Annotated in this window: 33 protein-coding genes; all 33 read left to right on the top strand. The window is 60.2% G+C overall.

Going from position 1 to position 26,236, the window contains the following annotated elements:
- The first annotated feature begins 64 nt into the window (after positions 1–64).
- The 33 genes from rplK (at position 65) to rpmJ (ending at position 26,190) form a co-directional block, all read left to right on the top strand.
- Positions 65–496: a 50S ribosomal protein L11 gene (rplK, locus tag QE444_RS04710; RefSeq protein WP_133860554.1), complete on the top strand. Its 432-nt coding sequence runs from the start codon at positions 65–67 to the stop codon at positions 494–496.
- On the top strand, positions 496–1,191 hold the full coding sequence (gene rplA / locus QE444_RS04715) for a 50S ribosomal protein L1 (RefSeq protein ID WP_133860555.1): 696 nt from the start codon (positions 496–498) through the stop codon (positions 1,189–1,191). Before rplK ends, rplA begins: the two co-directional genes overlap by 1 nt.
- Before the next feature lie 208 nt (positions 1,192–1,399).
- Positions 1,400–1,900 carry a 50S ribosomal protein L10 gene (gene rplJ / locus QE444_RS04720; protein ID WP_017641868.1) on the top strand — a complete coding sequence of 167 codons (501 nt, stop codon included), beginning with the start codon at positions 1,400–1,402 and terminating at the stop codon, positions 1,898–1,900.
- 79 nt (positions 1,901–1,979) lie between these two features.
- A complete protein-coding gene (rplL, locus tag QE444_RS04725; protein ID WP_059316466.1) occupies positions 1,980–2,348 on the top strand; it encodes a 50S ribosomal protein L7/L12 in 369 nt (122 codons plus the stop codon).
- 224 nt (positions 2,349–2,572) lie between these two features.
- On the top strand, positions 2,573–6,646 hold the full coding sequence (gene rpoB / locus QE444_RS04730) for a DNA-directed RNA polymerase subunit beta (protein ID WP_158893046.1): 4,074 nt from the start codon (positions 2,573–2,575) through the stop codon (positions 6,644–6,646).
- Positions 6,647–6,708: 62 nt separating this feature from the next.
- Positions 6,709–10,908, top strand: a complete 4,200-nt coding sequence (gene rpoC / locus QE444_RS04735; protein ID WP_133860557.1) for a DNA-directed RNA polymerase subunit beta' — start codon at positions 6,709–6,711, stop codon at positions 10,906–10,908.
- Between the two features lie 165 nt (positions 10,909–11,073).
- On the top strand, positions 11,074–11,445 hold the full coding sequence (rpsL, locus tag QE444_RS04740) for a 30S ribosomal protein S12 (RefSeq protein WP_007163089.1): 372 nt from the start codon (positions 11,074–11,076) through the stop codon (positions 11,443–11,445).
- 86 nt (positions 11,446–11,531) lie between these two features.
- Positions 11,532–12,005: a 30S ribosomal protein S7 gene (gene rpsG / locus QE444_RS04745; RefSeq protein ID WP_007163088.1), complete on the top strand. Its 474-nt coding sequence runs from the start codon at positions 11,532–11,534 to the stop codon at positions 12,003–12,005.
- A gap of 30 nt (positions 12,006–12,035) precedes the next feature.
- Entirely contained in the window at positions 12,036–14,138 is a 2,103-nt protein-coding gene (gene fusA, locus QE444_RS04750) for an elongation factor G (protein WP_133860558.1), read from the top strand.
- Positions 14,139–14,166: 28 nt separating this feature from the next.
- A complete protein-coding gene (tuf, locus tag QE444_RS04755) occupies positions 14,167–15,360 on the top strand; it encodes an elongation factor Tu (protein WP_133860552.1) in 1,194 nt (397 codons plus the stop codon).
- A gap of 171 nt (positions 15,361–15,531) precedes the next feature.
- Positions 15,532–15,843 carry a 30S ribosomal protein S10 gene (rpsJ, locus tag QE444_RS04760; RefSeq protein WP_003243886.1) on the top strand — a complete coding sequence of 104 codons (312 nt, stop codon included), beginning with the start codon at positions 15,532–15,534 and terminating at the stop codon, positions 15,841–15,843.
- Between the two features lie 84 nt (positions 15,844–15,927).
- The gene (rplC, locus tag QE444_RS04765) at positions 15,928–16,563 is read left to right on the top strand and encodes a 50S ribosomal protein L3 (protein ID WP_007161251.1); all 636 of its coding nucleotides are present in this window, start codon (positions 15,928–15,930) and stop codon (positions 16,561–16,563) included.
- A gap of 13 nt (positions 16,564–16,576) precedes the next feature.
- Positions 16,577–17,179, top strand: a complete 603-nt coding sequence (rplD, locus tag QE444_RS04770) for a 50S ribosomal protein L4 (protein ID WP_017640279.1) — start codon at positions 16,577–16,579, stop codon at positions 17,177–17,179.
- Positions 17,176–17,475 (top strand): 50S ribosomal protein L23, encoded by a 300-nt coding sequence (gene rplW, locus QE444_RS04775; RefSeq protein ID WP_007161249.1) that lies wholly within the window; start codon positions 17,176–17,178, stop codon positions 17,473–17,475. Before rplD ends, rplW begins: the two co-directional genes overlap by 4 nt.
- A 12-nt stretch (positions 17,476–17,487) precedes the next feature.
- A complete protein-coding gene (gene rplB / locus QE444_RS04780) occupies positions 17,488–18,309 on the top strand; it encodes a 50S ribosomal protein L2 (RefSeq protein ID WP_007161248.1) in 822 nt (273 codons plus the stop codon).
- An 18-nt stretch (positions 18,310–18,327) separates the two neighbouring features.
- Positions 18,328–18,603 carry a 30S ribosomal protein S19 gene (gene rpsS, locus QE444_RS04785; RefSeq protein ID WP_007161247.1) on the top strand — a complete coding sequence of 92 codons (276 nt, stop codon included), beginning with the start codon at positions 18,328–18,330 and terminating at the stop codon, positions 18,601–18,603.
- Positions 18,604–18,615: 12 nt separating this feature from the next.
- The gene (rplV, locus tag QE444_RS04790; RefSeq protein ID WP_007161246.1) at positions 18,616–18,948 is read left to right on the top strand and encodes a 50S ribosomal protein L22; all 333 of its coding nucleotides are present in this window, start codon (positions 18,616–18,618) and stop codon (positions 18,946–18,948) included.
- A 13-nt stretch (positions 18,949–18,961) separates the two neighbouring features.
- On the top strand, positions 18,962–19,651 hold the full coding sequence (rpsC, locus tag QE444_RS04795) for a 30S ribosomal protein S3 (protein ID WP_007161245.1): 690 nt from the start codon (positions 18,962–18,964) through the stop codon (positions 19,649–19,651).
- A gap of 12 nt (positions 19,652–19,663) precedes the next feature.
- The gene (gene rplP / locus QE444_RS04800) at positions 19,664–20,077 is read left to right on the top strand and encodes a 50S ribosomal protein L16 (RefSeq protein WP_017640282.1); all 414 of its coding nucleotides are present in this window, start codon (positions 19,664–19,666) and stop codon (positions 20,075–20,077) included.
- Complete coding sequence (gene rpmC / locus QE444_RS04805) at positions 20,077–20,268, top strand: 50S ribosomal protein L29 (protein WP_007161243.1); 192 nt, start codon at positions 20,077–20,079, stop codon at positions 20,266–20,268. Before rplP ends, rpmC begins: the two co-directional genes overlap by 1 nt.
- A 2-nt stretch (positions 20,269–20,270) precedes the next feature.
- A complete protein-coding gene (gene rpsQ, locus QE444_RS04810) occupies positions 20,271–20,537 on the top strand; it encodes a 30S ribosomal protein S17 (RefSeq protein ID WP_007161242.1) in 267 nt (88 codons plus the stop codon).
- Between the two features lie 12 nt (positions 20,538–20,549).
- Positions 20,550–20,918 (top strand): 50S ribosomal protein L14, encoded by a 369-nt coding sequence (gene rplN / locus QE444_RS04815; RefSeq protein WP_007161241.1) that lies wholly within the window; start codon positions 20,550–20,552, stop codon positions 20,916–20,918.
- A 12-nt stretch (positions 20,919–20,930) separates the two neighbouring features.
- Entirely contained in the window at positions 20,931–21,245 is a 315-nt protein-coding gene (gene rplX, locus QE444_RS04820; protein WP_017640283.1) for a 50S ribosomal protein L24, read from the top strand.
- 19 nt (positions 21,246–21,264) lie between these two features.
- Positions 21,265–21,804, top strand: a complete 540-nt coding sequence (gene rplE / locus QE444_RS04825; RefSeq protein ID WP_007161239.1) for a 50S ribosomal protein L5 — start codon at positions 21,265–21,267, stop codon at positions 21,802–21,804.
- A 13-nt stretch (positions 21,805–21,817) separates the two neighbouring features.
- On the top strand, positions 21,818–22,123 hold the full coding sequence (gene rpsN / locus QE444_RS04830; RefSeq protein ID WP_017640284.1) for a 30S ribosomal protein S14: 306 nt from the start codon (positions 21,818–21,820) through the stop codon (positions 22,121–22,123).
- A 162-nt stretch (positions 22,124–22,285) separates the two neighbouring features.
- Positions 22,286–22,678 carry a 30S ribosomal protein S8 gene (gene rpsH, locus QE444_RS04835; protein WP_017640285.1) on the top strand — a complete coding sequence of 131 codons (393 nt, stop codon included), beginning with the start codon at positions 22,286–22,288 and terminating at the stop codon, positions 22,676–22,678.
- 11 nt (positions 22,679–22,689) lie between these two features.
- On the top strand, positions 22,690–23,223 hold the full coding sequence (rplF, locus tag QE444_RS04840; RefSeq protein ID WP_017640286.1) for a 50S ribosomal protein L6: 534 nt from the start codon (positions 22,690–22,692) through the stop codon (positions 23,221–23,223).
- 10 nt (positions 23,224–23,233) lie between these two features.
- Positions 23,234–23,584, top strand: coding sequence for a 50S ribosomal protein L18 (rplR, locus tag QE444_RS04845; protein ID WP_007161235.1), 351 nt, complete (start codon positions 23,234–23,236; stop codon positions 23,582–23,584).
- Positions 23,585–23,587: 3 nt separating this feature from the next.
- Complete coding sequence (gene rpsE, locus QE444_RS04850) at positions 23,588–24,088, top strand: 30S ribosomal protein S5 (protein WP_007161234.1); 501 nt, start codon at positions 23,588–23,590, stop codon at positions 24,086–24,088.
- Between the two features lie 2 nt (positions 24,089–24,090).
- Positions 24,091–24,273, top strand: a complete 183-nt coding sequence (rpmD, locus tag QE444_RS04855; protein ID WP_007161233.1) for a 50S ribosomal protein L30 — start codon at positions 24,091–24,093, stop codon at positions 24,271–24,273.
- A 3-nt stretch (positions 24,274–24,276) separates the two neighbouring features.
- Positions 24,277–24,711: a 50S ribosomal protein L15 gene (rplO, locus tag QE444_RS04860; protein WP_133860559.1), complete on the top strand. Its 435-nt coding sequence runs from the start codon at positions 24,277–24,279 to the stop codon at positions 24,709–24,711.
- Positions 24,712–26,043, top strand: coding sequence for a preprotein translocase subunit SecY (secY, locus tag QE444_RS04865; RefSeq protein WP_133860560.1), 1,332 nt, complete (start codon positions 24,712–24,714; stop codon positions 26,041–26,043). It begins immediately after the preceding gene.
- Between the two features lie 30 nt (positions 26,044–26,073).
- The gene (rpmJ, locus tag QE444_RS04870; RefSeq protein ID WP_002555468.1) at positions 26,074–26,190 is read left to right on the top strand and encodes a 50S ribosomal protein L36; all 117 of its coding nucleotides are present in this window, start codon (positions 26,074–26,076) and stop codon (positions 26,188–26,190) included.
- Positions 26,191–26,236: the final 46 nt, after the last annotated feature.

Below are 26,236 nucleotides of genomic sequence, written 5' to 3' on the forward strand. Positions count from 1 at the left end.
CACTGGGATATAGCAAGTAATTGGGGAGCCCTGCGGGGCGTCGAACCCATCATTGGAGTAGCACATGGCTAAGAAAATTCAGGCTTACATCAAGCTGCAGGTTAAAGCCGCTCAAGCCAACCCGAGCCCGCCGGTCGGTCCGGCGCTGGGTCAGCACGGCGTCAATATCATGGAATTCTGCAAGGCGTTCAACGCCCGTACCCAGGGCATGGAGCCCGGTCTGCCCACCCCGGTGATCATCACCGTGTACAGCGACCGTAGCTTCACCTTCGAAATCAAGAGCACCCCGGCCTCCGTGCTGCTCAAGAAGGCTGCCGGCATCAAGAGCGGTTCCGCTCGTCCCAACAGCCAGAAGGTCGGTACCGTCACCCGCGCCCAGCTGGAAGAGATCGCCAAAGCCAAGAATGCCGATCTCACCGCCGCCGATATGGACGCCGCCGTGCGTACCATCGCCGGTTCCGCTCGTAGCATGGGTCTGAATGTGGAGGGCGTGTAATGGCCAAGCTCACTAAGCGTCAAAAGGCTTTCGCCGAAAAAATCCAGGCTGGCAAGCAGTACGGCTTCGAAGAAGCTGCAGCCCTGCTGGCCGAGCTGTCCACCATCAAGTTCAAGGAGTCCATCGACGTCTCCGTGAACCTGGGTGTGGATCCGCGTAAATCCGACCAGGTCGTTCGTGGCGCCACCGTGCTGCCCAATGGCACTGGCAAGTCGGTTCGCGTTGCCGTGTTCACCCAGGGTGCCAACGCCGAAGCTGCGCTGGCTGCCGGTGCCGAACGAGTCGGCATGGACGACCTGGCTGCCGAGATGAAGGGTGGCGACCTGAACTATGACGTGGTCATCGCCTCGCCGGACGCCATGCGTGTTGTCGGTCAGCTGGGTCAGCTGCTCGGCCCGCGCGGTCTGATGCCCAACCCCAAGGTTGGCACCGTGACCCCGGACGTCGCTACCGCCGTCAAGAATGCCAAGGCTGGTCAGGTGCGTTTCCGTACTGACAAGAACGGCATCATCCACGCTTCCGTTGGCAAGATCGATTTCGAGCCCGTGAAGCTGAAGCAGAACGTTGAAGCTCTGCTGGCCGACCTGAAGCGTCTGAAGCCCTCGACCTCCAAGGGCATCTACGTCAAGCGCATCACCCTGAGCTCCACCATGGGCCCAGGTCTGCAGATCGACCAGGCTTCCCTGGAAGCCTAAGCAAGATACAAGTCGCCGTGCCTTCGGGCGCGGCGCCAAGATTGGGGTCCCTGCCTGGCGGGGGCTGTCCAAGACCGTAGGGGACGCAGGTCTTAAACCGGGGAAACCCTAGCCTACGCAGATGGTGCTCCCGATTCGGTTACCGAGTCAGACACCAAAACGCCGCCCAGTCCATCGGGCGAAACGGTAACATCCAGGAGTTAAACCCGTGGCAATCAAACTCGAAGACAAGAAGGCTATCGTCGCTGAAGTCAACGAGGCTGCCCAAGGTGCCCTGTCCGCTGTCGTGGCCGATGCCCGTGGCGTGACTGTGGGTGCCATGACCGGACTCCGTAAAGAGGCCCGCGCGGCTGGTGTCTATGTACGTGTCGTACGTAACACCCTGCTGCGTCGTGCCGTTGAAGGCACGTCTTTCGACGTTCTCAACGACACGTTCAAGGGCCCGACCCTGATCGCGTTCTCCCAGGAGCATCCGGGCGCTGCCGCCCGTATCTTCAAGGATTTCGCCAAGGGTCAGGACAAGTTCGAGATCAAGGCCGCCGCGTTCGAAGGCAAGCTCATTCCGGCTAACCAGATCGACGTACTGGCAACTCTGCCGACCTACGACGAAGCTGTGTCCCAGCTGATGAGTGTCATCCAGGGCGCTACCAGCAAGCTGGCTCGTACCCTCGCCGCCATTCGCGACCAAAAGGAAGCTGCCGCCGCCTAATCGCGCGTGCTGCGTTTCCTGCAAGTCTTTCTTATTATTTGCGGCCTGAAGCCGCACCCTGTTATAGGAATCTAGAGTCATGGCTCTGACCAACGAAGACATCATCAACGCCGTATCCGAAATGTCCGTCATGCAAGTGGTGGAACTGATCAAGGCGATGGAAGAGAAGTTCGGCGTGACCGCCGCTGCTGCCGCTGCCGCTGGCCCGGCTGCTGCCGCTGCCGTCGTCGAAGAGCAGACCGAATTCACCATCATGTTGACCGAAACCGGCGACAAGAAAGTGAACGTCATCAAGGTCGTTCGTGAACTGACCGGTCTGGGCCTGAAAGAAGCCAAGGCTGTCGTTGACGGCGCCCCGGGCGTGGTCAAGGAAGGCGTCTCCAAAGAGGAAGGCGAAGCTGCCAAGAAGGCTCTGGAAGAAGCAGGCGCCAAGGTCGAGCTCAAGTAAGTTCGGTTCTTGCGTCTACAGCCGCAACGTTTCACGTTCGGCTGATGGCTGGTGGCGAACGCCACCGGCCTTTTGCCGTTTTGTACAGAGCGAGCATATCCGCCTGACAAGATGCGCTGTATCCACCTCGCTCTCGGGGTGCGGCAAACCAAGGGTTTGCACGATTTTCCGGCTGCTCCCGTCGGAGAGGCCAAACAAGCTGGTGACCAAGCTGGGGAACGCTGATGGCTTACTCATACACTGAGAAAAAACGTATCCGCAAGGACTTTAGCAAGTTGCCGCACGTCATGGACGTGCCCTATTTGCTGGCTATCCAACTGGATTCGTACCGCGAATTCCTGCAGGCGGGCGCAGGCAAAGACCAGTTCCGCGATATCGGCCTGCATGCGGCCTTCAAGTCCGTTTTCCCGATTATCAGCTATTCCGGCAATGCGGCCCTGGAATACGTCGGCTATCGCCTGGGCGAGCCGGCTTTCGATGTGAAGGAATGCGTCCTGCGCGGCGTGACCTTCGCCGTCCCGCTGCGGGTCAAGGTTCGCCTGATCATTTTCGACCGCGAGTCGTCGAACAAGGCGATCAAGGACATCAAGGAGCAGGAAGTCTACATGGGGGAAATCCCCCTGATGACCGAGAACGGTACCTTCATTATCAATGGTACCGAGCGCGTCATCGTTTCCCAGCTGCACCGCAGCCCGGGCGTGTTCTTCGACCACGACCGCGGCAAGACCCACAGCTCGGGCAAGCTGCTGTACTCGGCGCGCATCATTCCCTACCGCGGCTCCTGGCTCGACTTCGAGTTCGATCCCAAGGACGCGGTATTCGTCCGTATCGACCGTCGCCGCAAGCTGCCGGCCTCGGTACTGCTGCGCGCGCTCGGCTACAGCACCGAAGAGGTGCTGGATGCGTTCTATGACACCAACACCTTCCACATCAAGGGTGAGATGCTGACGTTCGAGCTGGTGCCCCAGCGCCTGCGCGGCGACATCGCCAGCTTCGACATCAAGGATGGCAGCGGCAAGGTGATCGTGGAACAGGGCCGTCGGGTGACCGCTCGCCACATCAACCAGCTGGAAAAGTCCGGTCTGAGCGAGCTGGAAGTGCCCTTCGATTACGTCATTGGCCGTACCACCGCCAAGGCTGTCGTGCACCCGTCCACTGGCGAGATCATCGCCGAGTGCAACACCGAACTGACCTTGGACATGCTGGCCAAGATGGCCAAGGCCAATGTCGTGCAGTTCGAGACGCTGTACACCAACGACATCGACTGCGGTCCGTTCATCTCCGATACCCTGAAGATCGACTCCACCGGCAACCAGCTGGAAGCCCTGGTCGAGATCTACCGGATGATGCGTCCCGGCGAGCCGCCGACCAAGGAAGCTGCCGAGACCCTGTTCAACAACCTGTTCTTCAGCGCCGAGCGTTACGACCTGTCCGCTGTCGGCCGCATGAAGTTCAACCGCCGTATCGGTCGCGACGCCATCGAAGGCTCGGGCGTCCTGAGTCGCGAAGACATCGTCGACGTGCTCAAGACCCTGGTCGACATCCGTAACGGCAAGGGCATCGTCGACGACATCGACCACCTGGGTAACCGCCGTGTCCGTTGCGTCGGTGAAATGGCCGAGAACCAGTTCCGCGTGGGCCTGGTGCGGGTGGAGCGTGCCGTCAAGGAACGCCTGTCCATGGCCGAAAGCGAAGGCCTGATGCCGCAGGATCTGATCAACGCCAAGCCCGTGGCCGCCGCGATCAAGGAATTCTTCGGTTCCAGCCAGCTGTCCCAGTTCATGGACCAGAACAACCCGCTGTCGGAGATCACCCACAAGCGCCGCGTCTCCGCACTCGGCCCGGGCGGTCTGACCCGTGAGCGTGCCGGCTTCGAAGTCCGTGACGTACACCCGACGCACTACGGCCGGGTCTGCCCGATCGAAACGCCGGAAGGTCCGAACATCGGCCTGATCAACTCCCTGGCTGCCTATGCCCGCACCAACCAGTACGGCTTCCTCGAAAGCCCGTACCGCATGGTCAAGGACGGCGTGGCCACCGACGAGATCGTCTTCCTGTCGGCCATCGAAGAAGCCAACCATGTGATCGCCCAGGCCTCTGCAGGGCTGGACGAGAACAACCGGCTGATCGACGAGCTGGTAGCCGTGCGTCACCTGAACGAATTCACCGTCAAGGCGCCCGAAGACGTCACCCTGATGGACGTTTCGCCCAAGCAGGTCGTCTCCGTCGCCGCCTCGCTGATTCCGTTCCTCGAGCACGACGACGCCAACCGCGCGCTGATGGGTTCCAACATGCAGCGTCAGGCCGTGCCGACCCTGCGTTCGGACAAGCCGCTGGTCGGTACCGGCATGGAGCGCAACGTCGCCCGTGACTCCGGCGTCTGCGTCGTCGCCCGTCGGGGTGGCGTGATCGACTCCGTCGATGCCAGCCGTATCGTGGTGCGCGTCAACGATGACGAAGTCGAGACCGGTGAAGCCGGCGTCGACATCTACAACCTGACCAAGTACACCCGTTCCAACCAGAACACCTGCATCAACCAGCGTCCGCTGGTGAGCAAGGGTGACCAGGTGGCCAAGTTCGACATCCTGGCCGATGGCCCCTCGACCGACATGGGCGAGCTGGCACTGGGTCAGAACATGCGCGTGGCCTTCATGCCCTGGAACGGCTTCAACTTCGAAGACTCCATCTGTCTGTCGGAGCGCGTGGTCCAGGAAGATCGCTTCACCACCATCCACATCCAGGAACTGACCTGTGTGGCCCGTGACACCAAGCTCGGCCCGGAGGAAATCACCTCCGACATCCCGAACGTGGGTGAGGCTGCGCTGAACAAGCTGGACGAAGCCGGTATCGTCTACGTCGGTGCCGAAGTCGGTGCCGGTGACATCCTGGTCGGCAAGGTCACGCCCAAGGGCGAAACCCAGCTGACTCCGGAAGAGAAGCTGCTGCGCGCCATCTTCGGCGAGAAGGCCAGCGACGTGAAGGACACCTCCCTGCGTGTGCCTACCGGCACCAAGGGTACCGTCATCGACGTCCAAGTCTTCACCCGTGACGGCGTCGAGCGCGACTCCCGCGCACTGGCCATCGAGAAGTCCCAGCTCGACGAGATCCGCAAGGATCTGAACGAGGAGTTCCGCATCGTCGAAGGCGCGACCTTCGAGCGTCTGCGTCAGGCCCTGGTCGGTCAGGTCGCCGAAGGCGGCCCGGCGGTCAAGAAGGGTGCCGTCATCACCGACGAGTACCTGAACGGCCTCGAGCGTGGTCAGTGGTTCAAGCTGCGCATGGCGGAAGATGCTCACAACGAGCAGCTGGAAAAGGCCCAGGCCTATCTGTCCGACCGTCGCCAGCTGCTGGATGACAAGTTCGAAGACAAGAAGCGCAAGCTGCAGCAGGGCGATGACCTGGCGCCGGGCGTACTGAAGATCGTCAAGGTCTACCTCGCCATCAAGCGCCGTATCCAGCCGGGCGACAAGATGGCCGGTCGTCACGGTAACAAGGGTGTGGTCTCGGTGATCATGCCGGTCGAAGACATGCCCTACGACGCCAACGGCACGCCGGTGGACATAGTGCTGAATCCGCTGGGCGTACCTTCGCGGATGAACGTCGGTCAGATCCTCGAAACCCACCTGGGCCTCGCGGCCAAGGGCCTGGGCGAGAAGATCAACGTGATGATCGAGGAGCAGCGCAAGGTTGCCGAACTGCGCAGCTTCCTGCACGAGATCTACAACGAGATCGGTGGCCGTCAGGAGAAGCTGGACGACCTGAGCGATAAGGAAGTCCTCGACCTGGCGAAGAACCTGCGTGGCGGTGTGCCCATGGCCACCCCGGTGTTCGACGGTGCCAAGGAAAGCGAGATCAAGGCTATGCTGAAGCTGGCCGATCTGCCGGAGAGTGGCCAGATGCGTCTGTACGACGGCCGCACCGGCAATGCCTTCGAGCGCACCACCACCGTCGGCTACATGTACATGCTCAAGCTGAACCACCTGGTGGACGACAAGATGCACGCCCGTTCCACCGGTTCCTACAGCCTGGTTACCCAGCAGCCGCTGGGTGGTAAGGCGCAGTTCGGTGGTCAGCGTTTCGGGGAGATGGAGGTCTGGGCACTGGAGGCCTATGGCGCGGCTTACACCCTGCAGGAAATGCTGACGGTGAAGTCGGACGATGTGAACGGCCGGACCAAGATGTACAAGAACATCGTGGACGGGGATCACCGCATGGAGGCCGGCATGCCCGAGTCCTTCAACGTACTGATCAAGGAAATCCGCTCGCTCGGCATCGATATCGAACTGGAAACCGAATAACACGAGACCCTAGAGGAGGCGACCGCGCGGCGGTCGCCTCCGGTCCGTGAGGAGGAAAGGCCTTGAAAGACTTGCTCAATCTGTTGAAAAACCAGGGTCAACTCGAGGAGTTCGATGCCATCCGTATCGGTCTGGCCTCGCCCGAGATGATTCGTTCCTGGTCGTTCGGTGAAGTGAAGAAGCCGGAGACCATCAACTACCGTACCTTCAAGCCCGAGCGCGATGGTCTGTTCTGCGCCAAGATCTTTGGCCCGGTCAAGGACTACGAGTGCCTGTGCGGAAAGTACAAGCGCCTCAAGCATCGCGGCGTGATCTGCGAGAAGTGCGGCGTGGAAGTCGCCCTGGCCAAGGTGCGACGCGAGCGCATGGGTCACATCGAGTTGGCTTCGCCCGTCGCCCACATCTGGTTCCTGAAGTCGCTGCCGTCGCGTATCGGCCTGCTGCTGGACATGACCCTGCGTGACATCGAGCGCGTGCTCTATTTCGAGAGCTACGTGGTGATCGATCCGGGCATGACCACCCTTGAGAAGTACCAGCTGCTGAACGACGAGCAGTACTTCGAGGCACTGGAAGAATTCGGTGACGACTTCGACGCCCGCATGGGTGCGGAAGCCGTATTCCAGCTGCTCGGCGCCATTGATCTGGAGCACGAGATCGGTCGCCTGCGCGAAGAGATTCCGCAGACCAACTCCGAGACCAAGATCAAGAAGCTGTCCAAGCGCCTGAAGCTGATGGAAGCCTTCCAGGGTTCCGGCAACAAGCCGGAGTGGATGGTCATGACCGTGCTGCCCGTGCTGCCGCCGGACCTGCGTCCGCTGGTACCGCTGGATGGCGGCCGCTTCGCGACCTCCGACCTGAACGATCTCTATCGTCGCGTCATCAACCGGAACAACCGCCTCAAGCGGCTGCTCGACCTCGCCGCGCCCGACATCATCGTGCGCAACGAGAAGCGCATGCTGCAGGAAGCCGTTGACGCCCTGCTGGACAACGGCCGTCGCGGCCGTGCCATCACCGGTTCCAACAAGCGCCCGCTGAAGTCCCTGGCCGACATGATCAAGGGCAAGCAGGGTCGCTTCCGTCAGAACCTGCTTGGCAAGCGCGTCGACTACTCCGGTCGTTCCGTGATCACCGTGGGCCCGACCCTGCGTCTGCACCAGTGCGGTCTGCCCAAGAAGATGGCGCTGGAGCTGTTCAAGCCGTTCATCTTCGGCAAGCTGGAAGCCCGCGGCATGGCGACCACCATCAAGGCCGCCAAGAAGATGGTCGAGCGCGAACTGCCCGAGGTCTGGGACGTTCTCGCCGAAGTCATTCGCGAACACCCCGTGCTGCTCAACCGCGCCCCGACCCTGCACCGTCTGGGTATCCAGGCGTTCGAGCCGGTCCTCATCGAAGGCAAGGCCATCCAGCTGCACCCGCTGGTCTGCGCCGCGTACAACGCCGACTTCGACGGTGACCAGATGGCCGTGCACGTGCCGCTGACGCTGGAAGCCCAGCTGGAAGCGCGCGCCCTGATGATGTCGACCAACAACATCCTGTCGCCCGCCAACGGCGAGCCGATCATCGTGCCGTCGCAGGACGTGGTGCTGGGTCTGTACTACATGACCCGCGAAGCCATCAACGCCAAGGGCGAAGGCCGCGTGTTCGCCGACCTGCAGGAAGTCGATCGCGTCTTCCGTGCCGGCGAAGCCGCCCTGCATGCCAAGGTCAAGGTACGCATCAACGAGACCATCCGTCACAAGGACGGCAGCCTGACCAAGAACACCCGCATCGTCGACACCACCGTCGGCCGCGCGCTGCTTTTCCAGGTCGTGCCTGCCGGTCTGCCGTATGACGTGGTCAACCAGTCGATGAAGAAGAAGGCCATCTCCAAACTGATCAACCACTGCTACCGCGTGGTGGGTCTGAAGGACACCGTCATCTTCGCCGACCAGCTGATGTACACCGGTTTCGCCTATTCGACCCTGTCCGGCGTCTCCATCGGCGTCAACGACTTCGTCATTCCGGATGAGAAGGCGCGCATCATCGATGCTGCCACCGCCGAGGTGAAGGAGATCGAGAGCCAGTACGCCTCCGGCCTGGTGACCCAGGGCGAGAAGTACAACAAGGTGATCGACCTCTGGTCGAAGGCCAACGACGAAGTGTCCAAGGCGATGATGACCAACCTCTCGAAAGAGAAGGTCATCGACCGCGAGGGCAAGGAAGTCGATCAGGAGTCCTTCAACTCCATGTACATGATGGCCGATTCCGGCGCCCGGGGTTCCGCGGCCCAGATTCGTCAGCTCGCCGGCATGCGTGGCCTGATGGCCAAGCCGGACGGCTCCATCATCGAGACGCCCATTACCGCCAACTTCCGTGAAGGCCTGAACGTACTCCAGTACTTCATCTCCACCCACGGTGCCCGTAAGGGTCTGGCGGATACCGCACTGAAGACCGCGAACTCCGGTTACCTGACCCGTCGTCTCGTCGACGTGGCCCAGGACCTGGTGGTGACCGAAGTCGATTGCGGTACCGAACGCGGCCTGATCATGACGCCGCACATCGAAGGCGGCGACGTGGTCGAGCCCCTGGGTGAGCGCGTGCTGGGTCGAGTCATCGCCCGTGACGTGCCCAAGCCGGGTACCGACGAGATCATCGTGCCGGCCGGCACCCTGGTCGACGAGCGCTGGGTCGAGTTCCTCGAGCTCAACAGCGTCGACGAAGTCGTGGTGCGTTCGCCGATCACCTGCGAAACCCGTCATGGCATCTGCGCCAAGTGCTACGGTCGCGATCTGGCTCGCGGTCACCAGGTCAACATCGGTGAAGCGGTCGGCGTCATCGCCGCCCAGTCCATCGGTGAGCCGGGTACCCAGCTGACCATGCGTACCTTCCACATCGGTGGTGCGGCCAGCCGGACCTCCGCGGCCGACAGCGTCCAGGTCAAGAATGGCGGTGCCATCCGTCTGCACAACCTGAAGCACGTTGAACGTGCCGATGGCGCCCTGGTTGCCGTGTCCCGTTCCGGTGAGCTGGCCATCGCCGACGACTTCGGTCGCGAGCGCGAGCGCTACAAGCTGCCCTACGGTGCAGTGATTTCGGTCAAGGAAGGCGACAAGGTCGACGCTGGCGCCATCGTCGCCAAGTGGGACCCGCACACCCACCCCATCGTCACCGAGATGGACGGTACCGTGGCCTTCGTCGGCATGGAGGAAGGCATCACCATCAAGCGCCAGACCGACGAACTGACCGGTCTGACCAACATCGAGGTGCTCGACGCCAAGGATCGTCCGACTTCCGGCAAGGACATCCGTCCGGCGGTTAAGCTGATCGACGCCAATGGCAAGGACCTGCTGCTGCCGGGTACCGACGTACCGGCCCAGTACTTCCTGCCGCCGAACGCGCTGGTCAATCTGAGCGACGGTGCCAAGGTGCATGTGGGTGACGTTATCGCCCGTATCCCCCAGGAAACCTCCAAGACCCGCGACATCACCGGTGGTCTGCCCCGCGTGGCCGACCTCTTCGAAGCGCGTCGTCCCAAGGAGCCGGCAATTCTGGCGGAGATCAGCGGTACTATCTCCTTCGGCAAGGAAACCAAGGGCAAGCGTCGTCTGGTTATCACCCCGACCGATGGCACCGATCCCTACGAGGAGCTGATTCCGAAGTGGCGCCACCTGAACGTCTTCGAAGGCGAACAGGTAAGCCGCGGCGAAGTCATCTCCGACGGTCCGAGCAACCCGCACGATATCCTGCGTCTGCTGGGTGTCAGCGCGCTGGCCAAGTACATCGTCAACGAGATCCAGGACGTGTACCGTCTGCAGGGCGTGAAGATCAACGACAAGCACATCGAGACCATCCTGCGGCAGATGCTGCGCAAGGTCGAAGTGAGCGACACCGGCGACTCGAGCTTCATCAAGGGCGATCAGGTCGAACTGACCCACGTCCTGGAAGAGAACGAGCAACTGGTGGGCAATGATCGTTTCGTCGCCAAGTACGAGCGCGTCCTGCTGGGTATCACCAAGGCTTCGCTGTCCACCGAGTCCTTCATCTCGGCCGCTTCCTTCCAGGAGACCACCCGTGTCCTGACCGAAGCCGCCGTGACCGGCAAGCGCGACTTCCTGCGCGGCCTGAAGGAAAACGTGGTGGTGGGCCGTCTGATCCCGGCCGGTACCGGTCTGGCCTACCACAGCGAGCGCAAGCGTCAGCGCGAACTCGGCAAGCCGCAGCGCGTGAGCGCCAGCGAGGCCGAAGCCGCCCTGACCGAGGCGCTGAACTCCAGCGCCAGCTGAGTTCGGTAGCAGGTCTCGCTTGACAAAGCCCCCGGCGCCCCAGGCGTCCGGGGGCTTTGTCTTGACTGGGGCGCCCAAGCTCTTTAGACTTTCGTTCCCCGAAAATGGGCAGGACTGACGTTCTGCTATTTCGTTTATGTCGCAAGACAATCAGTGGAGCTATAGATGGCAACTATCAACCAGCTGGTGCGTAGTGCACGCAAGCGTATCGTCGAGAAATCCGACGTGCCTGCGCTGCAAAACTGCCCGCAACGTCGTGGCGTGTGCACCCGCGTGTACACCACCACTCCCAAGAAGCCCAACTCCGCACTGCGGAAGGTCTGCCGTGTACGTCTGACCAACGGCTTCGAGGTCACCTCCTACATCGGTGGTGAAGGTCACAACCTGCAGGAACACAGCGTCGTGCTGATCCGCGGTGGCCGGGTCAAGGATCTGCCGGGTGTGCGTTATCACACCGTGCGCGGCTCGCTGGACACCACCGGTGTGAAGGACCGCAAGCAGGGCCGTTCCAAGTACGGCACCAAGCGTCCGAAGTAATCACCTTTCTTTTTGTTCGAGTCGATAAGAGTAAGGTCGGGCAATGAGTCCCGAGCTAACCTGAAGACCGTTTTGAGGGCTTATCAATGCCAAGACGTCGTGTAGCGGCCAAGCGCGAAATACTTGACGATCCGAAATACGGAAGCCAGATCCTGGCCAAGTTCATGAACCACGTGATGGAGAGCGGCAAGAAAGCCGTTGCCGAGCGTATCGTTTATGGTGCTCTGGACAAGGTCAAAGAGCGTTCCAAGAATGCCGAACCCCTGGAAGTTTTCGAAAAAGCGCTCGACGCCATCGCTCCGCTGGTCGAAGTGAAGTCCCGCCGTGTCGGCGGTGCTACCTACCAGGTGCCGGTTGAGGTTCGTCCTTCCCGTCGTAATGCCCTGGCCATGCGCTGGCTGGTGGACTCCGCGCGCAAGCGTGGTGAGAAGTCCATGGCTCTGCGCCTGGCGGGTGAACTCATGGACGCTTTTGAAGGCAAGGGTGCCGCAGTCAAGAAGCGCGAAGACGTGCATCGCATGGCAGAAGCCAACAAGGCCTTCTCGCACTACCGCTTCTAAGCCTAGCGCTTCCAATCAAGCGAGGACCTTATGGCTCGTACAACCGCTATTAACCGCTATCGGAACATCGGTATCTGCGCCCACGTGGACGCAGGTAAGACGACTACTACCGAGCGGATTCTGTTCTATACCGGCGTGAACCACAAAATGGGTGAGGTTCACGACGGCGCTGCGACCATGGACTGGATGGTGCAGGAGCAGGAGCGTGGTATCACCATCACCTCCGCTGCCACCACCGCGTTCTGGTCCGGTTCGACCAAGCAGTACGACAAGTACCGCGTAAACATCATCGATACCCCCGGCCACGTGGACTTCACCATTGAGGTGGAGCGTTCCCTGCGCGTGCTGGACGGTGCGGTCGTGGTGTTCTGCGGTACCTCCGGTGTCGAGCCCCAGTCCGAAACCGTATGGCGTCAGGCCAACAAGTACGGCGTCCCGCGCATCGTCTACGTCAACAAGATGGACCGTGCCGGTGCCAACTTCCTGCGCGTCGTCGAGCAGATCAAGAAGCGCCTGGGCCACACTCCGGTCCCGGTTCAGCTGGCCATCGGCGCGGAAGAGAACTTCCTGGGCCAGATCGACCTGCTGAAGATGAAGGCCATCTTCTGGAACGATGACGACCAGGGCATGACCTATCGCGAGGAAGACATTCCTGCGGACATGCTGGCCGATGCTGAGCAGTGGCGCTCCAACATGGTCGAGGCTGCGGCCGAAGCCAACGAAGAGCTGATGAACAAGTACCTGGAAGGCGGCGAGCTGTCGATCGACGAGATCAAGGCCGGCCTGCGTCAGCGTACCATCGCCTGCGAAATCGTCCCGGCCGTTTGCGGTTCCTCGTTCAAGAACAAGGGCGTGCCCCTGGTTCTGGACGCCGTGATCGACTTCCTGCCGGCGCCGGTCGAGATTCCCGCGATCAAGGGTACCAACCCGGACAACGAGGAAATCCACGACGAGCGTCACGCAGACGATAACGAGCCCTTCTCGGCTCTGGCGTTCAAGATCGCTACCGACCCCTTCGTGGGTACCTTGACCTTCGCCCGCGTCTACTCGGGTGTACTGAGCTCCGGTGACTCCGTCATCAACTCGGTGAAGGGCAAGAAGGAGCGCGTCGGCCGTATGGTGCAGATGCACGCCAACACCCGTGAAGAGATCAAGGAAGTTCGTGCTGGCGACATCGCCGCCCTGATCGGCATGAAGGACGTCACCACCGGTGACACCCTGTGCTCGATCGAGAAGCCGATCATCCTCGAGCGCATGGACTTCCCGGAGCCGGTGATTTCGGTCGCCGTCGAGCCGAAGACCAAGGCCGACCAGGAAAAGATGGGTATCGCACTGGGCAAGCTGGCTCAGGAAGATCCCTCGTTCCGCGTCAAGACCGACGAAGAGTCCGGTCAGACCATCATCTCCGGCATGGGCGAGCTGCACCTGGACATCCTGGTGGACCGCATGAAGCGCGAATTCGGCGTGGAAGCGAACATCGGTAAGCCTCAGGTCGCCTACCGCGAAACCATCCGCAACACCTGCGAGATCGAAGGCAAGTTCGTTCGCCAGTCGGGTGGTCGTGGCCAGTTCGGTCACTGCTGGATTCGCTTCGCGCCGGCCGACGAAGGTCAGGAAGGTCTGGAGTTCGTCAGCGAAGTCGTGGGTGGTGTGATTCCGAAGGAATACATCCCGGCGATCCAGAAGGGCATCGAAGAGCAGATGAAGAACGGCATCGTTGCCGGCTATCCGCTGCTCGGCCTGAAGGCCGCTGTGTTCGATGGTTCCTACCACGACGTCGACTCCAACGAGATGGCGTTCAAGATCGCCGCCTCCATGGCGACCAAGCAGCTCACCCAGAAGGGTGGTGCCGTGCTGCTCGAGCCGATCATGAAGGTCGAGGTCGTGACCCCGGAAGACTACATGGGCGACGTCATGGGCGACCTGAACCGTCGTCGTGGCCTGATCCAGGGTATGGAAGACACCGTGACCGGCAAGGTCATCCGTGCCGAGGTTCCGCTGGGCGAGATGTTTGGCTACGCTACGGATGTCCGCTCCATGTCTCAGGGTCGCGCAAGCTACTCCATGGAGTTCTCCAAGTACGCCGAAGCTCCGTCGAACATCGCCGAAGCCATCATCAAGAAACAAGCTTAATCAGCGCTTTGACTAGAGGTTTTATCTCGTGGCTAAAGAAAAATTCGAACGTAACAAACCGCACCTGAACGTGGGCACCATCGGTCACGTTGACCATGGCAAGACCACTCTGACCGCTGCGCTGACCAAAGTCTGTGCCGACACCTGGGGCGGTTCCGCTCGTGGTTTCGACCAGATCGACAACGCGCCGGAAGAAAAGGCTCGTGGTATCACCATCAACACCTCCCACGTTGAGTACGACTCGGCGATCCGTCACTACGCGCACGTCGACTGCCCCGGCCACGCCGACTACGTGAAGAACATGATCACCGGTGCTGCCCAGATGGACGGCGCGATCCTGGTTTGCTCGGCTGCTGACGGCCCCATGCCGCAGACCCGCGAGCACATCCTGCTGTCCCGTCAGGTAGGCGTTCCCTACATCGTCGTGTTCCTGAACAAGGCCGACATGGTTGACGACGCCGAGCTGCTGGAACTGGTCGAGATGGAAGTTCGCGATCTGCTGAACACCTACGACTTCCCGGGCGACGACACCCCGATCGTGATCGGCTCCGCGCTGATGGCGCTGAACGGCAACGACGACAACGAAATGGGTACCTCTGCCGTGCGCAAGCTGGTCGAGACCCTGGACTCGTATATCCCCGAGCCCGAGCGTGCCATCGACAAGCCGTTCCTGATGCCGATCGAAGACGTGTTCTCGATCTCCGGTCGCGGCACCGTGGTAACCGGTCGTGTCGAGCGTGGCATCGTCCGCATCCAGGAAGAAGTCGAGATCGTGGGCATCAAGGCCACCGTCAAGACCACCTGCACCGGCGTTGAAATGTTCCGCAAGCTGCTGGACGAAGGCCGTGCTGGCGAGAACGTCGGCGTGCTGCTGCGTGGCACCAAGCGTGAAGACGTGGAGCGTGGCCAGGTTCTGGCCAAGCCGAACACCATCAAGCCGCACACCAAGTTCGAGTGCGAAGTGTACGTGCTGTCCAAGGAAGAAGGCGGTCGTCACACCCCGTTCTTCAAGGGCTACCGTCCGCAGTTCTACTTCCGCACCACCGACGTGACCGGTAACTGCGAGCTGCCGGAAGGCGTCGAGATGGTGATGCCGGGCGACAACATCAAGATGGTTGTCACCCTGATCGCTCCGATCGCGATGGAAGACGGTCTGCGTTTCGCCATCCGTGAAGGCGGTCGTACCGTCGGCGCCGGCGTGGTTGCCAAGATCATCGAGTAATCGATTGATCTGAAACGAAAAAAGGCCCCTCGGGGCCTTTTTTCTTGCCTCGTGAAATTGACAGATGGCAAAAGAGGCGTTCTTGACAGCCGCTGGCGACATCCTTAGAATTGCGCCTCCTTTAATCGGGCACCTTTTTGTCCGAGAGGAAAGCTTGGAGTCTGAGGTCAAATGCAAAATCAACAAATCCGTATTCGGTTGAAGGCTTTTGATCATCGCCTGATCGATCAATCCACCCAGGAAATCGTAGAAACTGCGAAACGTACTGGTGCTCAGGTGCGTGGTCCGATTCCTCTGCCTACCCGCAAGGAACGTTACACAGTGCTGATTTCTCCGCACGTCAACAAGGACGCTCGTGACCAGTACGAAATTCGTACCCACAAGCGTGTGCTCGACATCGTTCAGCCTACCGACAAGACCGTCGATGCGCTGATGAAGCTCGATCTCGCCGCTGGCGTTGAAGTGCAAATCAGCCTCGGCTGAGACCGTCAAGGTTTCAGTCGTGTAACGCTCTGAAATGGGCGGCCATAGCGGGTGAAAGCCCCGTACACTCAAGAGGTTCTCAACATGACGATTGGTTTAGTCGGTCGTAAATGCGGTATGACCCGCGTTTTCACCGAAGAAGGCGTTTCCGTTCCGGTCACGGTCATTGAGATCGAGCCGAATCGCGTAACCCAATTCAAAAGCGAAGAAACCGATGGCTATCGCGCCATTCAGGTAACCGTGGGCGAGCGTCGTGCTTCCCGCGTGACCAAGGCGCAAGCCGGTCACTTCGCCAAGGCCAGCGTCGCTGCTGGTCGTAGCGTCCTCGAATTCCGCCTGGAAGACGGTGAGTACAAGGCAGGTGACGAAGTTACCGTAGCCCTGTTCGAAGCCGGTCAGATGGTTGATGTCACTGGTCAGTCCAAAGGTAAGGGCTACGCCGGTACCATCAAGCGCTGGAACTTCCGTGGTCAGGACAACACCCACGGTAACTCCGTTTCCCACCGTGCACCTGGTTCCATCGGCCAGTGCCAGACTCCTGGTCGAGTGTTCAAGGGCAAGAAAATGTCCGGTCACCTGGGTGCGGAGCGTGTAACCGTTCAGTCGCTGGAAGTCGTGCGTGTAGACGCCGAGCGCAACCTGCTGCTGGTCAAGGGTGCCGTCCCCGGCGCGCCGGGTGGTGACGTGATCGTGCGTCCCGCTGTCAAGGCCCGTGGTTGAGAGGAGAGAGAACATGCAACTCAATGTGAATGGCTCTCAAGCTATCGAAGTCTCTGAGCACACCTTCGGCGGTGAATTCAACGAGACCCTGGTTCACCAGGCAGTCGTGGCCTACATGGCTGGCGGTCGTCAGGGCACCCGTGCCCAGAAGACCCGTTCCGAAGTCCGTGGCGGCGGCAAGAAGCCCTGGCGTCAGAAGGGCAGCGGTCGTGCCCGTGCCGGTACCATCCGCAGCCCCATCTGGCGCTCCGGTGGCGTGGCTTTCGCAGCCAAGCCCCAGGATCACAGCCAGAAGCTGAACAAGAAGATGTACCGCGCTGCACTGCGCTCCATCCTCGCCGAGCTGGTCCGTCTGGATCGTCTGGTCGTGGTTGACGACTTCGCCGTCGACGCGCCCAAGACCAAGACCCTGGTCAGCAAGCTGGACGGCCTGGGCCTGAGCGACGTGCTGATCGTGACCGACGCTGTCGACCAGAATCTGTATCTGGCCGCCCGCAACCTGCCTTTCGTCGACGTGCGTGATGTCCAGGGTTCCGACCCGGTCAGCCTGATCGCCTACGACAAGGTGCTGGTCACTGTGTCCGCCGTGAAGAAATTCGAGGAGCTGCTGGCATGAACCAGGAACGCGTATTCAAAGTGCTGCTTGGCCCGCACATCTCCGAGAAGGCCACCATGCTGGCGGACAGCCAGAAGCAGTTCGTATTCAAGGTTGCCACCGATGCAACCAAGCTGGAAATCAAGAAGGCCGTCGAGCAGCTGTTCGAGGTCAAGGTTCGCAGCGTCAGCACCCTGAACGTCCAGGGCAAGACCAAGCGTACCGCTCGTGGTCTGGGCAAGCGTAACGACTGGAAAAAAGCGTACATCGCGCTCCAGCCGGGCCAGGATCTCGACTTTTCCAGCAGCGCCGAGTAATCAGGGGGCATCATGGCAATCGTAAAATGCAAGCCGACCTCCGCTGGCCGCCGCTTTGTGGTCAAGGTGGTCAACTCCGATCTGCACAAAGGCGCGCCTTACGCTCCTTTGCTGGAGAAGAAGAGCAAGTCCGGCGGCCGTAACAACAATGGTCGTATCACCACTCGCCACATCGGCGGTGGTCACAAGCAGCACTACCGTCTGGTCGATTTCCGTCGCAACAAGGATGGCATCCCTGCCGTCGTTGAGCGTATCGAATACGATCCGAACCGTACTGCACACATCGCTCTGCTGAAGTACGCCGATGGCGAGCGTCGCTACATCATCGCCCCCAAGGGCGTTGCTGCCGGTGACCAGCTGCTGTCCGGCGCTGGCGCGCCAATCAAGGCTGGCAACAACCTGCCGCTGCGTAACGTGCCGGTCGGTAGCACCATCCACGGTATCGAGCTGAAGCCTGGCAAAGGCGCTCAGATCGCTCGCTCCGCGGGTACCTCCGCTCAGCTGGTCGCCCGCGAAGGCGCCTACGTCACTGTGCGTCTGCGCAGCGGTGAAATGCGCAAGGTGCTGTCCGAGTGCCGTGCCACCCTGGGCGAAGTGTCCAACGGTGAGCACAGCCTGCGTTCGCTGGGTAAGGCCGGTGCCACCCGCTGGCGTGGCGTACGTCCGACCGTTCGTGGTGTTGCCATGAACCCGGTCGATCACCCGCACGGTGGTGGTGAAGGTCGTACTTCCGGTGGCCGTCATCCGGTTTCGCCGTGGGGCGTCAAGACCAAGGGTCTCAAGACGCGCTCCAACAAGCGTACCGACAAGATGATTGTCCGTCGCGGCAAGTAATCAGTAGAGGATTCGACTGTGCCCCGTTCTCTGAAGAAAGGTCCTTTTATCGATCTTCACCTGTTGAAGAAGATCGAAGTCGCGGTGGAAAAGAACGAACGCAAACCGATCAAGACCTGGTCGCGTCGTTCGATGATCCTGCCGCAGATGGTCGGTCTGACCATCGCTGTGCACAACGGTCGTCAACATGTCCCCGTTCTGGTGAACGAAGACATGGTCGGCCACAAACTCGGCGAGTTCGCTGCTACCCGCACCTATCGCGGTCATGCGGCTGACAAGAAAGCCAAGCGTTAAGGGGTAAGGAAGATGGAAGTAGCCGCTAAGCTGTCGGGCGCTCGTATCTCCGCCCAGAAAGCCCGCTTGGTCGCCGACCAGATCCGCGGGAAGAAGGTGGGCGAAGCGCTCAACCTGTTGACTTTCAGCAGCAAGAAAGCCGCTGAAATCATGAAGAAGGTGCTGGAGTCGGCTGTTGCCAACGCCGAGCACAATGAAGGCGCCGACGTGGACGACCTGAAGGTTTCCACTGTCTTCGTAAACGAAGGTCGTTCGCTCAAGCGCATCATGCCGCGTGCCAAAGGTCGTGCTGATCGCATCGTGAAGCGGTCTTGCCATATCACGGTCAAGGTTGCGGACAAGTAACGGAGTCGATCAGATGGGTCAGAAAGTACATCCCAATGGCATTCGCCTGGGTATCGTCAAGGAGCACACTTCGGTCTGGTACGCGGATAAGCGCACTTATGCGGACTATCTGCTGGCCGACCTGAAGGTTCGTGAGTACCTCCAGGACAAACTAAAAAGCGCGTCCGTAAGCCGTATCGATATTCATCGCCCGGCTCAAACCGCACGCATCACCATCCACACCGCCCGTCCCGGTATCGTGATCGGCAAGAAAGGTGAGGATGTCGAGAAGCTGCGTCAGGACCTGACCGCAAGAATGGGTGTGCCCGTGCACATCAACATCGAAGAGATCCGCAAGCCGGAGCTCGACGGTGCCCTGGTTGCGCAGAGCGTTGCGCAGCAGCTTGAGCGTCGTGTGATGTTCCGTCGTGCCATGAAGCGCGCCGTGCAGAACGCGATCCGCATTGGTGCCAAAGGCATCAAGATTCAGGTGAGCGGTCGTCTGGGTGGTGCTGAAATCGCCCGTACCGAGTGGTATCGCGAAGGTCGTGTGCCCCTGCACACCCTGCGTGCCGATATCGACTACGCCACTGCGGAAGCTCACACCACTTACGGTGTGATCGGTGTGAAGGTCTGGATCTTCAAGGGTGAGGTCATTGGTGGCCGCCAGGAAGAGCTCAAGCCCGTCGCCCCGGCTCCGCGCAAAAAAGCTGCTGCTAAGTAAGGAGTACGCAACATGCTGCAACCCAAGCGTACAAAATTCCGCAAGCAGATGACCGGCCACAACCGTGGTCTGGCTCATCGCGGTAGCAAGGTCAGCTTCGGCGAGTACGCGCTGAAGGCTGTCGGCCGTGGCCGTCTGACCGCTCGCCAGATCGAATCCGCACGTCGTGCGCTGACCCGTCACGTAAAGCGTGGCGGCAAGATCTGGATCCGCGTCTTCCCTGACAAGCCTGTCACCAAGAAGCCTCTCGAAGTGCGGATGGGTAAAGGTAAGGGTAGTGTCGAGTACTGGGTAGCCCAGATCCAGCCGGGCAAGGTCCTGTACGAGATCGAGGGTGTTTCCGAGGATCTGGCTCGTCAGGCATTTGCCCTGGCCGCTGCCAAGCTTCCGCTCGAAACCTCCTTTGTTAAGCGGACGGTGATGTGATGAAAGCGAAAGATTTGCGTGAGAAATCCGTAGAGGAGCTGAACGAGCAGCTTCTCAACCTGCTGCGTGACCAGTTCAATCTGCGTATGCAGAAGGCAACTGGCCAGTTGGGTCAGTCTCACATGCTCTCGCAAGTGAAGCGCGACATCGCTCGCGTCAAGACTGTGCTGAACCAGCAAGCAGGTAAGTGATCATGGCTGAAGCTGAAAAAACTGTCCGTACGCTGACCGGCCGAGTGGTCAGCGACAAGATGGACAAAACCGTCACCGTACTGATCGAGCGTCGCGTCAAGCACCCGATCTACGGCAAATACGTGAAGCGTTCCACCAAGCTGCACGCTCACGACGAAACCAATCAGTGCCGCATTGGTGACCTGGTCACTATTCGCGAAACCCGCCCGCTGGCCAAGACCAAGGCGTGGACCCTGGTTGACGTCGTCGAGCGCGCCGTTCAGGTATAAGGGTAGAGAGCCATGATCCAGACTCAATCCATGCTTGACGTCGCCGACAACAGCGGCGCTCGTCGCGTGATGTGCATCAAGGTGCTCGGCGGTTCCCACCGCCGTTACGCCGGCATTGGCGACATCATCAAAGTCACCGTCAAGGAAGCAATTCCGCGCGGCAAGGTGAAGAAAGGTCAGGTGATGACTGCAGTCGTCGTGCGTACCAAGCACGGCGTCCGCCGCACCGACGGTTCCATCATCCGCTTCGACGGCAACGCCGCGGTTCTGCTGAACAACAAGCAAGAGCCGATTGGCACCCGTATCTTTGGGCCGGTGACCCGTGAACTTCGCTCCGAGAAGTTCATGAAGATCGTCTCCCTTGCCCCCGAAGTGCTGTAAGGAGTAGCCGACATGCAAAAGATTCGTCGTGACGACGAGGTAATCGTCATTGCCGGCAAGGACAAGGGCAAGCGTGGCAAGGTGCTGAAGGTGCTCGCCGATGACCGTCTGGTCGTTGGTGGGGTCAACCTGATCAAGCGCCACACCAAGCCCAACCCCATGCTGGGTGTTCAGGGTGGCATCGTAGAGAAAGAAGCTCCTCTGCATGTCTCCAACGTTGCCATTTTCAACTCCGAGACCAACAAGGCTGACCGCGTTGGTTTCAAAGTCGAAGACGGCAAGAAGATTCGTATCTTCAAGTCGACCCAAAAAGCGGTCCAGGCCTGAAGCTGCTAGGTAGATCACCATGGCTCGATTGAAAGAGATTTATCGGAAGGAAATCGCGCCCAAGCTGAAAGAGCAGCTTCAGCTGGGTAACGTGATGGAAGTTCCGCGCATCACCAAGATCACCTTGAACATGGGTCTGGGCGAAGCGGTCGGTGATAAGAAAATCATCGACAACGCTGTAGCTGACCTGGAAAAGATCGCTGGTCAAAAGCCGGTCGTGACTTATGCCCGCAATTCCATTGCTGGCTTCAAGATTCGCGAAGGCTGGCCGATCGGCGTCAAGGTGACCCTGCGTAGCGATCGCATGTATGAATTCCTGGATCGTCTGCTGTCCATCTCCCTGCCGCGCGTGCGTGACTTCCGCGGCCTGAATGCCAAGTCCTTCGATGGTCGTGGCAACTACAGCATGGGCGTGAAAGAGCAGATCATCTTCCCGGAAATCGATTACGACAAGATCGATGCGCTGCGTGGTATGGACATCACCCTGACCACCACTGCTCGTACCGACGAGGAAGGCCGTGCGCTGCTGCGCGCGTTCAACTTCCCGTTCCGTAACTGATTGAGGTCTTCAGATGGCTAAGCAAAGCATGATTAACCGCGAGCTGAAGCGTCAGCAGACGGTTGCCAAGTACGCCAAGAAGCGCGCCGAGCTGAAGGCGACCATCGGTAATGTCAACGCCTCCCCCGAGGACCGTTGGAATGCCCAGGTCGCCCTGCAGAAGCAGCCCCGTGACGCCAGCGCCAGCCGCATGCGTAACCGCTGCCGCCTGACCGGTCGTCCGCATGGCGTGTACCGCAAGTTCGGTCTGTCCCGCATCAAGCTGCGTGAAGCAGCCATGCGCGGTGACGTGCCCGGCCTGGTGAAGGCCAGCTGGTAACAGCTAGCGCCTTTCATCGCGGTAATTGAATCAAGCCCCTTTTGGGGCTTGATTCGTTTCAGGCTGGTCTCTAGAATGCTCGGCTCGCCCGAATCGGCCTATTGCCGAGGGGTGATTTTGAGAGCCGGTAGGCTCAATTTCTGTATTAGGAGCTAATAGCCCATGAGTATGCAGGACCCGTTAGCAGACATGCTAACTCGTATCCGTAATGCCCAGATGGCTGAAAAGGCCGTTGTGAGCATGCCTTCTTCCAAGCTGAAGGCTGCCGTTGCCAAAGTCCTCAAGGACGAAGGTTACATCGCGGATTTTCAGGTCAGCGCGGAATCCAAGCCGTCGCTGTCCATCGAGCTGAAGTACTTCGAAGGCAAGCCTGTCATCGAAGAGCTGAAGCGTAGCAGCCGTCCCGGTCTGCGCCAGTACAAAGCCGTTGACCAGCTGCCGAAAGTGCGTGGCGGTCTGGGCGTGTCGATCGTTTCCACCAACAAAGGTGTGATGACTGATCGCGCAGCCCGTGCTGCTGGTGTTGGCGGCGAAGTGCTCTGCACAGTCTTCTAAGGGGAATCAGCATGTCTCGCGTTGCTAAAAACCCTGTAAGACTGCCTGCAGGCGTCGAAGTTAATCTGGCCGGTCAGGCTCTTTCGATCAAGGGTGCCAAGGGCGCTCTGGAGCTGAAGGTCCATCCGTCCGTTGAAGTCACTCAAGAGTCCGGTGAGCTGCGTTTCGCCGCTCGCAATGGCGATCAGCAGACCCGTGCGATGGCCGGCACTACCCGTGCCCTGGTCAACAACATGGTGGTCGGCGTTAGCCAGGGCTTCGAGCGCAAGCTGCAACTGGTCGGTGTGGGCTACAAGGCCCAGGCCAAAGGTCAGGTGCTGAACCTCGCTCTGGGCTTCTCTCACCCCGTGGACTACGACCTGCCGCAAGGCATCACCGCAGAAACCCCCAACCAGACCGAAATCCTGATCAAGGGTATCGACAAGCAGCTGGTCGGCCAGGTTGCGGCTGAGATTCGTGGTTTCCGTCCGCCGGAGCCCTACAAGGGCAAGGGTGTACGGTATGCCGACGAAGTCGTCCACCGTAAAGAAGCCAAGAAAAAGTAGGGCATAGCAAATGACCGTCAAGAAAGAAACCCGACTGCGTCGCGCTCGCAAGGCTCGCCTGAAGATGCGCGAGCTGGAAGTGGTCCGTCTGTGCGTGTACCGCTCTTCCCAGCACATCTATGCCCAGGTCATCGCGGCCGATGGCAGCAAGGTCCTGGCCAGCGCTTCTACGCTGGACAAAGAACTGCGCGAAAGCGCTACCAGCAACGTCGAGGCGGCCAAGAAAGTTGGTCTGCTGGTCGCCGAGCGTGCCAAGGCCGCTGGCGTTACCCAGGTGGCCTTTGATCGTTCTGGCTTCAAGTACCATGGTCGCGTCAAAGCGCTGGCCGACGCTGCTCGTGAAGGCGGGCTGGAGTTCTAAGTCATGGCAAATAACGATCAAAAGCGCGACGAAGGCTATATCGAGAAGCTGGTTCAAGTTAACCGCGTAGCCAAAACCGTGAAAGGCGGCCGTATCTTCGCCTTCACCGCTCTGACCGTGGTTGGCGATGGCAAAGGCCGCGTTGGCTTCGGCCGTGGCAAGGCCCGTGAAGTGCCTGCCGCCATCCAGAAGGCTATGGAAGCTGCTCGCCGCAACATGATCCAGGTGGATCTGAACGGCACCACCCTGCAGTATCCGGTCAAGGCCGCCCATGGCGCCTCTAAGGTGTACATGCAGCCCGCTTCCGACGGTACCGGCATCATCGCCGGTGGTGCCATGCGCGCCGTCCTGGAAGTCGCTGGTGTGCAGAACGTCCTGGCCAAGTGCTACGGCTCCACCAACCCGGTAAACGTTGTGTACGCGACCTTTGAAGGTCTCAAGCACATGCAGGCGCCGGAAGCTGTTGCCGCCAAGCGTGGCAAGAGCGTCGAGGAGATTCTCTGATCATGGCTAACGCAACCGTCAAGGTCACGCTGATCAAGAGCGTCCACGGCCGTCTGGCCAATCACAAGGCTTGCGTCAAGGGTCTCGGCCTGCGTCGCATCGGTCACACCGTCGAAGTTCAGGACACCCCTGAAAATCGCGGCATGATCAACAAGGCCTACTACCTTCTGCGTGTGGAGGGTTAAGTCATGAAACTGAATGATCTGCGTTCCGCTCCCGGCGCTCGCCGCGAGAAGCTGCGTCCCGGTCGTGGTATCGGTAGCGGCCTGGGCAAGACCGGTGGCCGCGGCCACAAGGGTCTGACCTCCCGTTCCGGTGGCAAGGTTGCCCCCGGTTTCGAGGGTGGCCAGCAGCCGCTGCACCGTCGTCTGCCGAAATTCGGCTTCGTCTCGCTGAAAGCCCTGGACCGTGCCGAGGTTCGTACCTCCGAGCTGGCCAAGGTTGATGTCGATGTGGTCGATCTGCAGGCGCTGAAAGACGCCAACGTGATCAGCCGCGACATCAAGCGTGTCAAGGTTGTGCTGTCCGGCGACGTCACTCGTGCCGTCACCCTGAAGGGCATTCGTGCCACCAAGGGCGCACGTGCAGCCATCGAAGCAGCTGGCGGCAAGATCGAGGAATAAATGGCTAAGCAAGGTGCTCTCTCTGCGCTCAGCAAGACCGGTGGTATGTCCGAGCTGTGGACCCGCCTCCGATTCCTGTTCCTGGCGATCATCGTCTACAGGATCGGTGCGCACATCCCTGTTCCGGGTATCAATCCCGATCAGCTGGCCGCACTGTTCAGGCAGAACGAGGGGACCATTCTTAGCCTCTTCAACATGTTCTCTGGCGGTGCGCTGGAGCGGATGAGCATCTTTGCACTGGGGATCATGCCGTACATCTCGGCCTCGATCATCATGCAGCTGCTTACCGCCATCAGCCCACAGCTGGAGCAATTGAAGAAAGAGGGTGAGTCTGGTCGTCGCAAGATCAGCCAGTACACCCGTTACGGCACGCTGGTTCTGGCGCTCGTTCAGGCCACCGGGATGTCGGTTGGACTCGCCAGTCAGGGCGTGGCGTTCAGCGTGGGCTTCAGCTTCTATTTCGTCGCTGTCACCACGTTTGTTGCCGGCGCGCTGTTCATGATGTGGCTGGGTGAGCAGATCACCGAGCGCGGTATCGGCAATGGCATCTCGATGCTGATCTTCGCCGGTATCGTCGCGGGCTTGCCCCGCGCCATCGGTCAGTCCTTCGAGTCGGCACGGCAGGGCGATATCAACATCTTCGCGCTGATCATGGTGGGTGTGGTGGCGGTTGCCATCATCGCCTTCGTGGTGTTCATCGAGCGTGGGCAGCGTCGTATTGCCGTGCACTACGCCAAGCGTCAGCAGGGCCGCAAGGTCTTCGCGGCGCAGAACAGCCATCTGCCGCTCAAGGTGAACATGGCTGGGGTCATCCCGGCGATCTTCGCCAGCAGCATCCTGCTGTTCCCGGCATCGCTCGGTTCGTGGTTTGGTCAGTCCGAAGGTCTCGGCTGGTTGCAGGACGTGGCTCAGGCCATCGCTCCCGGTCAGCCGCTGAACATCTTGCTGTTTAGTGCAGGGATCATCTTCTTCTGCTTCTTCTATACAGCGCTGATGTTCAACCCCAAGGACGTGGCCGAGAACCTGAAGAAATCCGGAGCGTTCATTCCGGGTATTCGTCCTGGTGAGCAGTCTGCGCGCTATATCGATGGCGTGCTGACCCGACTGACCATGTTCGGTGCCCTGTACATGACGGCGGTGTGCTTGTTGCCCCAGTTCCTGGTGGTCGCGGCGAACGTGCCGTTCTATCTCGGTGGGACGTCGTTGCTGATCGTGGTGGTAGTGGTCATGGACTTCATGTCTCAGGTCCAATCCCATCTCGTATCTCATCAATACGAGTCCCTGATGAAGAAAGCCAACCTGAAGGGCTACGGCGGCGGCATGATGCGCTGATCCGTTACCCGTAAGGTCAGAGGAGTTGTCATGAAAGTTCGTGCATCGGTCAAGAAGCTGTGCCGTAACTGCAAGATCATTCGCCGCGAAGGCGTCGTGCGCGTGATCTGCAGCGCTGAACCGCGTCACAAGCAGCGCCAAGGCTGAGTGTGAATCACGCGTCTAACCCGGCAGCTAGTGTGCTGCCGGGTTG

Source organism: Pseudomonas sp. SORGH_AS_0199, from assembly GCF_031453735.1.
GTDB lineage: Bacteria > Pseudomonadota > Gammaproteobacteria > Pseudomonadales > Pseudomonadaceae > Chryseomonas > Chryseomonas aestiva.

What these genes read in the sequence shown, in the direction of transcription:
- rpoB (WP_158893046.1), top strand. Translation starts at nt 2,573, where the DNA reads ATGGCTTACTCATACACTGAGAAAAAACGTATCCGCAAGGACTTTAGC.
- rpmC (WP_007161243.1), top strand. Translation starts at nt 20,077, where the DNA reads ATGAAAGCGAAAGATTTGCGTGAGAAATCCGTAGAGGAGCTGAACGAG.
- rpsL (WP_007163089.1), top strand. Translation starts at nt 11,074, where the DNA reads ATGGCAACTATCAACCAGCTGGTGCGTAGTGCACGCAAGCGTATCGTC.
- rpsQ (WP_007161242.1), top strand. Translation starts at nt 20,271, where the DNA reads ATGGCTGAAGCTGAAAAAACTGTCCGTACGCTGACCGGCCGAGTGGTC.
- rplE (WP_007161239.1), top strand. Translation starts at nt 21,265, where the DNA reads ATGGCTCGATTGAAAGAGATTTATCGGAAGGAAATCGCGCCCAAGCTG.
- secY (WP_133860560.1), top strand. Translation starts at nt 24,712, where the DNA reads ATGGCTAAGCAAGGTGCTCTCTCTGCGCTCAGCAAGACCGGTGGTATG.
- rpsG (WP_007163088.1), top strand. Translation starts at nt 11,532, where the DNA reads ATGCCAAGACGTCGTGTAGCGGCCAAGCGCGAAATACTTGACGATCCG.
- rplN (WP_007161241.1), top strand. Translation starts at nt 20,550, where the DNA reads ATGATCCAGACTCAATCCATGCTTGACGTCGCCGACAACAGCGGCGCT.
- rpsE (WP_007161234.1), top strand. Translation starts at nt 23,588, where the DNA reads ATGGCAAATAACGATCAAAAGCGCGACGAAGGCTATATCGAGAAGCTG.
- rpsN (WP_017640284.1), top strand. Translation starts at nt 21,818, where the DNA reads ATGGCTAAGCAAAGCATGATTAACCGCGAGCTGAAGCGTCAGCAGACG.
- rplP (WP_017640282.1), top strand. Translation starts at nt 19,664, where the DNA reads ATGCTGCAACCCAAGCGTACAAAATTCCGCAAGCAGATGACCGGCCAC.
- rplK (WP_133860554.1), top strand. Translation starts at nt 65, where the DNA reads ATGGCTAAGAAAATTCAGGCTTACATCAAGCTGCAGGTTAAAGCCGCT.
- fusA (WP_133860558.1), top strand. Translation starts at nt 12,036, where the DNA reads ATGGCTCGTACAACCGCTATTAACCGCTATCGGAACATCGGTATCTGC.
- rplX (WP_017640283.1), top strand. Translation starts at nt 20,931, where the DNA reads ATGCAAAAGATTCGTCGTGACGACGAGGTAATCGTCATTGCCGGCAAG.
- rplR (WP_007161235.1), top strand. Translation starts at nt 23,234, where the DNA reads ATGACCGTCAAGAAAGAAACCCGACTGCGTCGCGCTCGCAAGGCTCGC.
- rpsC (WP_007161245.1), top strand. Translation starts at nt 18,962, where the DNA reads ATGGGTCAGAAAGTACATCCCAATGGCATTCGCCTGGGTATCGTCAAG.
- rplD (WP_017640279.1), top strand. Translation starts at nt 16,577, where the DNA reads ATGCAACTCAATGTGAATGGCTCTCAAGCTATCGAAGTCTCTGAGCAC.
- rpsJ (WP_003243886.1), top strand. Translation starts at nt 15,532, where the DNA reads ATGCAAAATCAACAAATCCGTATTCGGTTGAAGGCTTTTGATCATCGC.
- rplO (WP_133860559.1), top strand. Translation starts at nt 24,277, where the DNA reads ATGAAACTGAATGATCTGCGTTCCGCTCCCGGCGCTCGCCGCGAGAAG.
- rplW (WP_007161249.1), top strand. Translation starts at nt 17,176, where the DNA reads ATGAACCAGGAACGCGTATTCAAAGTGCTGCTTGGCCCGCACATCTCC.
- rplL (WP_059316466.1), top strand. Translation starts at nt 1,980, where the DNA reads ATGGCTCTGACCAACGAAGACATCATCAACGCCGTATCCGAAATGTCC.
- rplA (WP_133860555.1), top strand. Translation starts at nt 496, where the DNA reads ATGGCCAAGCTCACTAAGCGTCAAAAGGCTTTCGCCGAAAAAATCCAG.
- rplB (WP_007161248.1), top strand. Translation starts at nt 17,488, where the DNA reads ATGGCAATCGTAAAATGCAAGCCGACCTCCGCTGGCCGCCGCTTTGTG.
- rplV (WP_007161246.1), top strand. Translation starts at nt 18,616, where the DNA reads ATGGAAGTAGCCGCTAAGCTGTCGGGCGCTCGTATCTCCGCCCAGAAA.
- rplF (WP_017640286.1), top strand. Translation starts at nt 22,690, where the DNA reads ATGTCTCGCGTTGCTAAAAACCCTGTAAGACTGCCTGCAGGCGTCGAA.
- rpsH (WP_017640285.1), top strand. Translation starts at nt 22,286, where the DNA reads ATGAGTATGCAGGACCCGTTAGCAGACATGCTAACTCGTATCCGTAAT.
- rpmD (WP_007161233.1), top strand. Translation starts at nt 24,091, where the DNA reads ATGGCTAACGCAACCGTCAAGGTCACGCTGATCAAGAGCGTCCACGGC.
- rpmJ (WP_002555468.1), top strand. Translation starts at nt 26,074, where the DNA reads ATGAAAGTTCGTGCATCGGTCAAGAAGCTGTGCCGTAACTGCAAGATC.
- rplC (WP_007161251.1), top strand. Translation starts at nt 15,928, where the DNA reads ATGACGATTGGTTTAGTCGGTCGTAAATGCGGTATGACCCGCGTTTTC.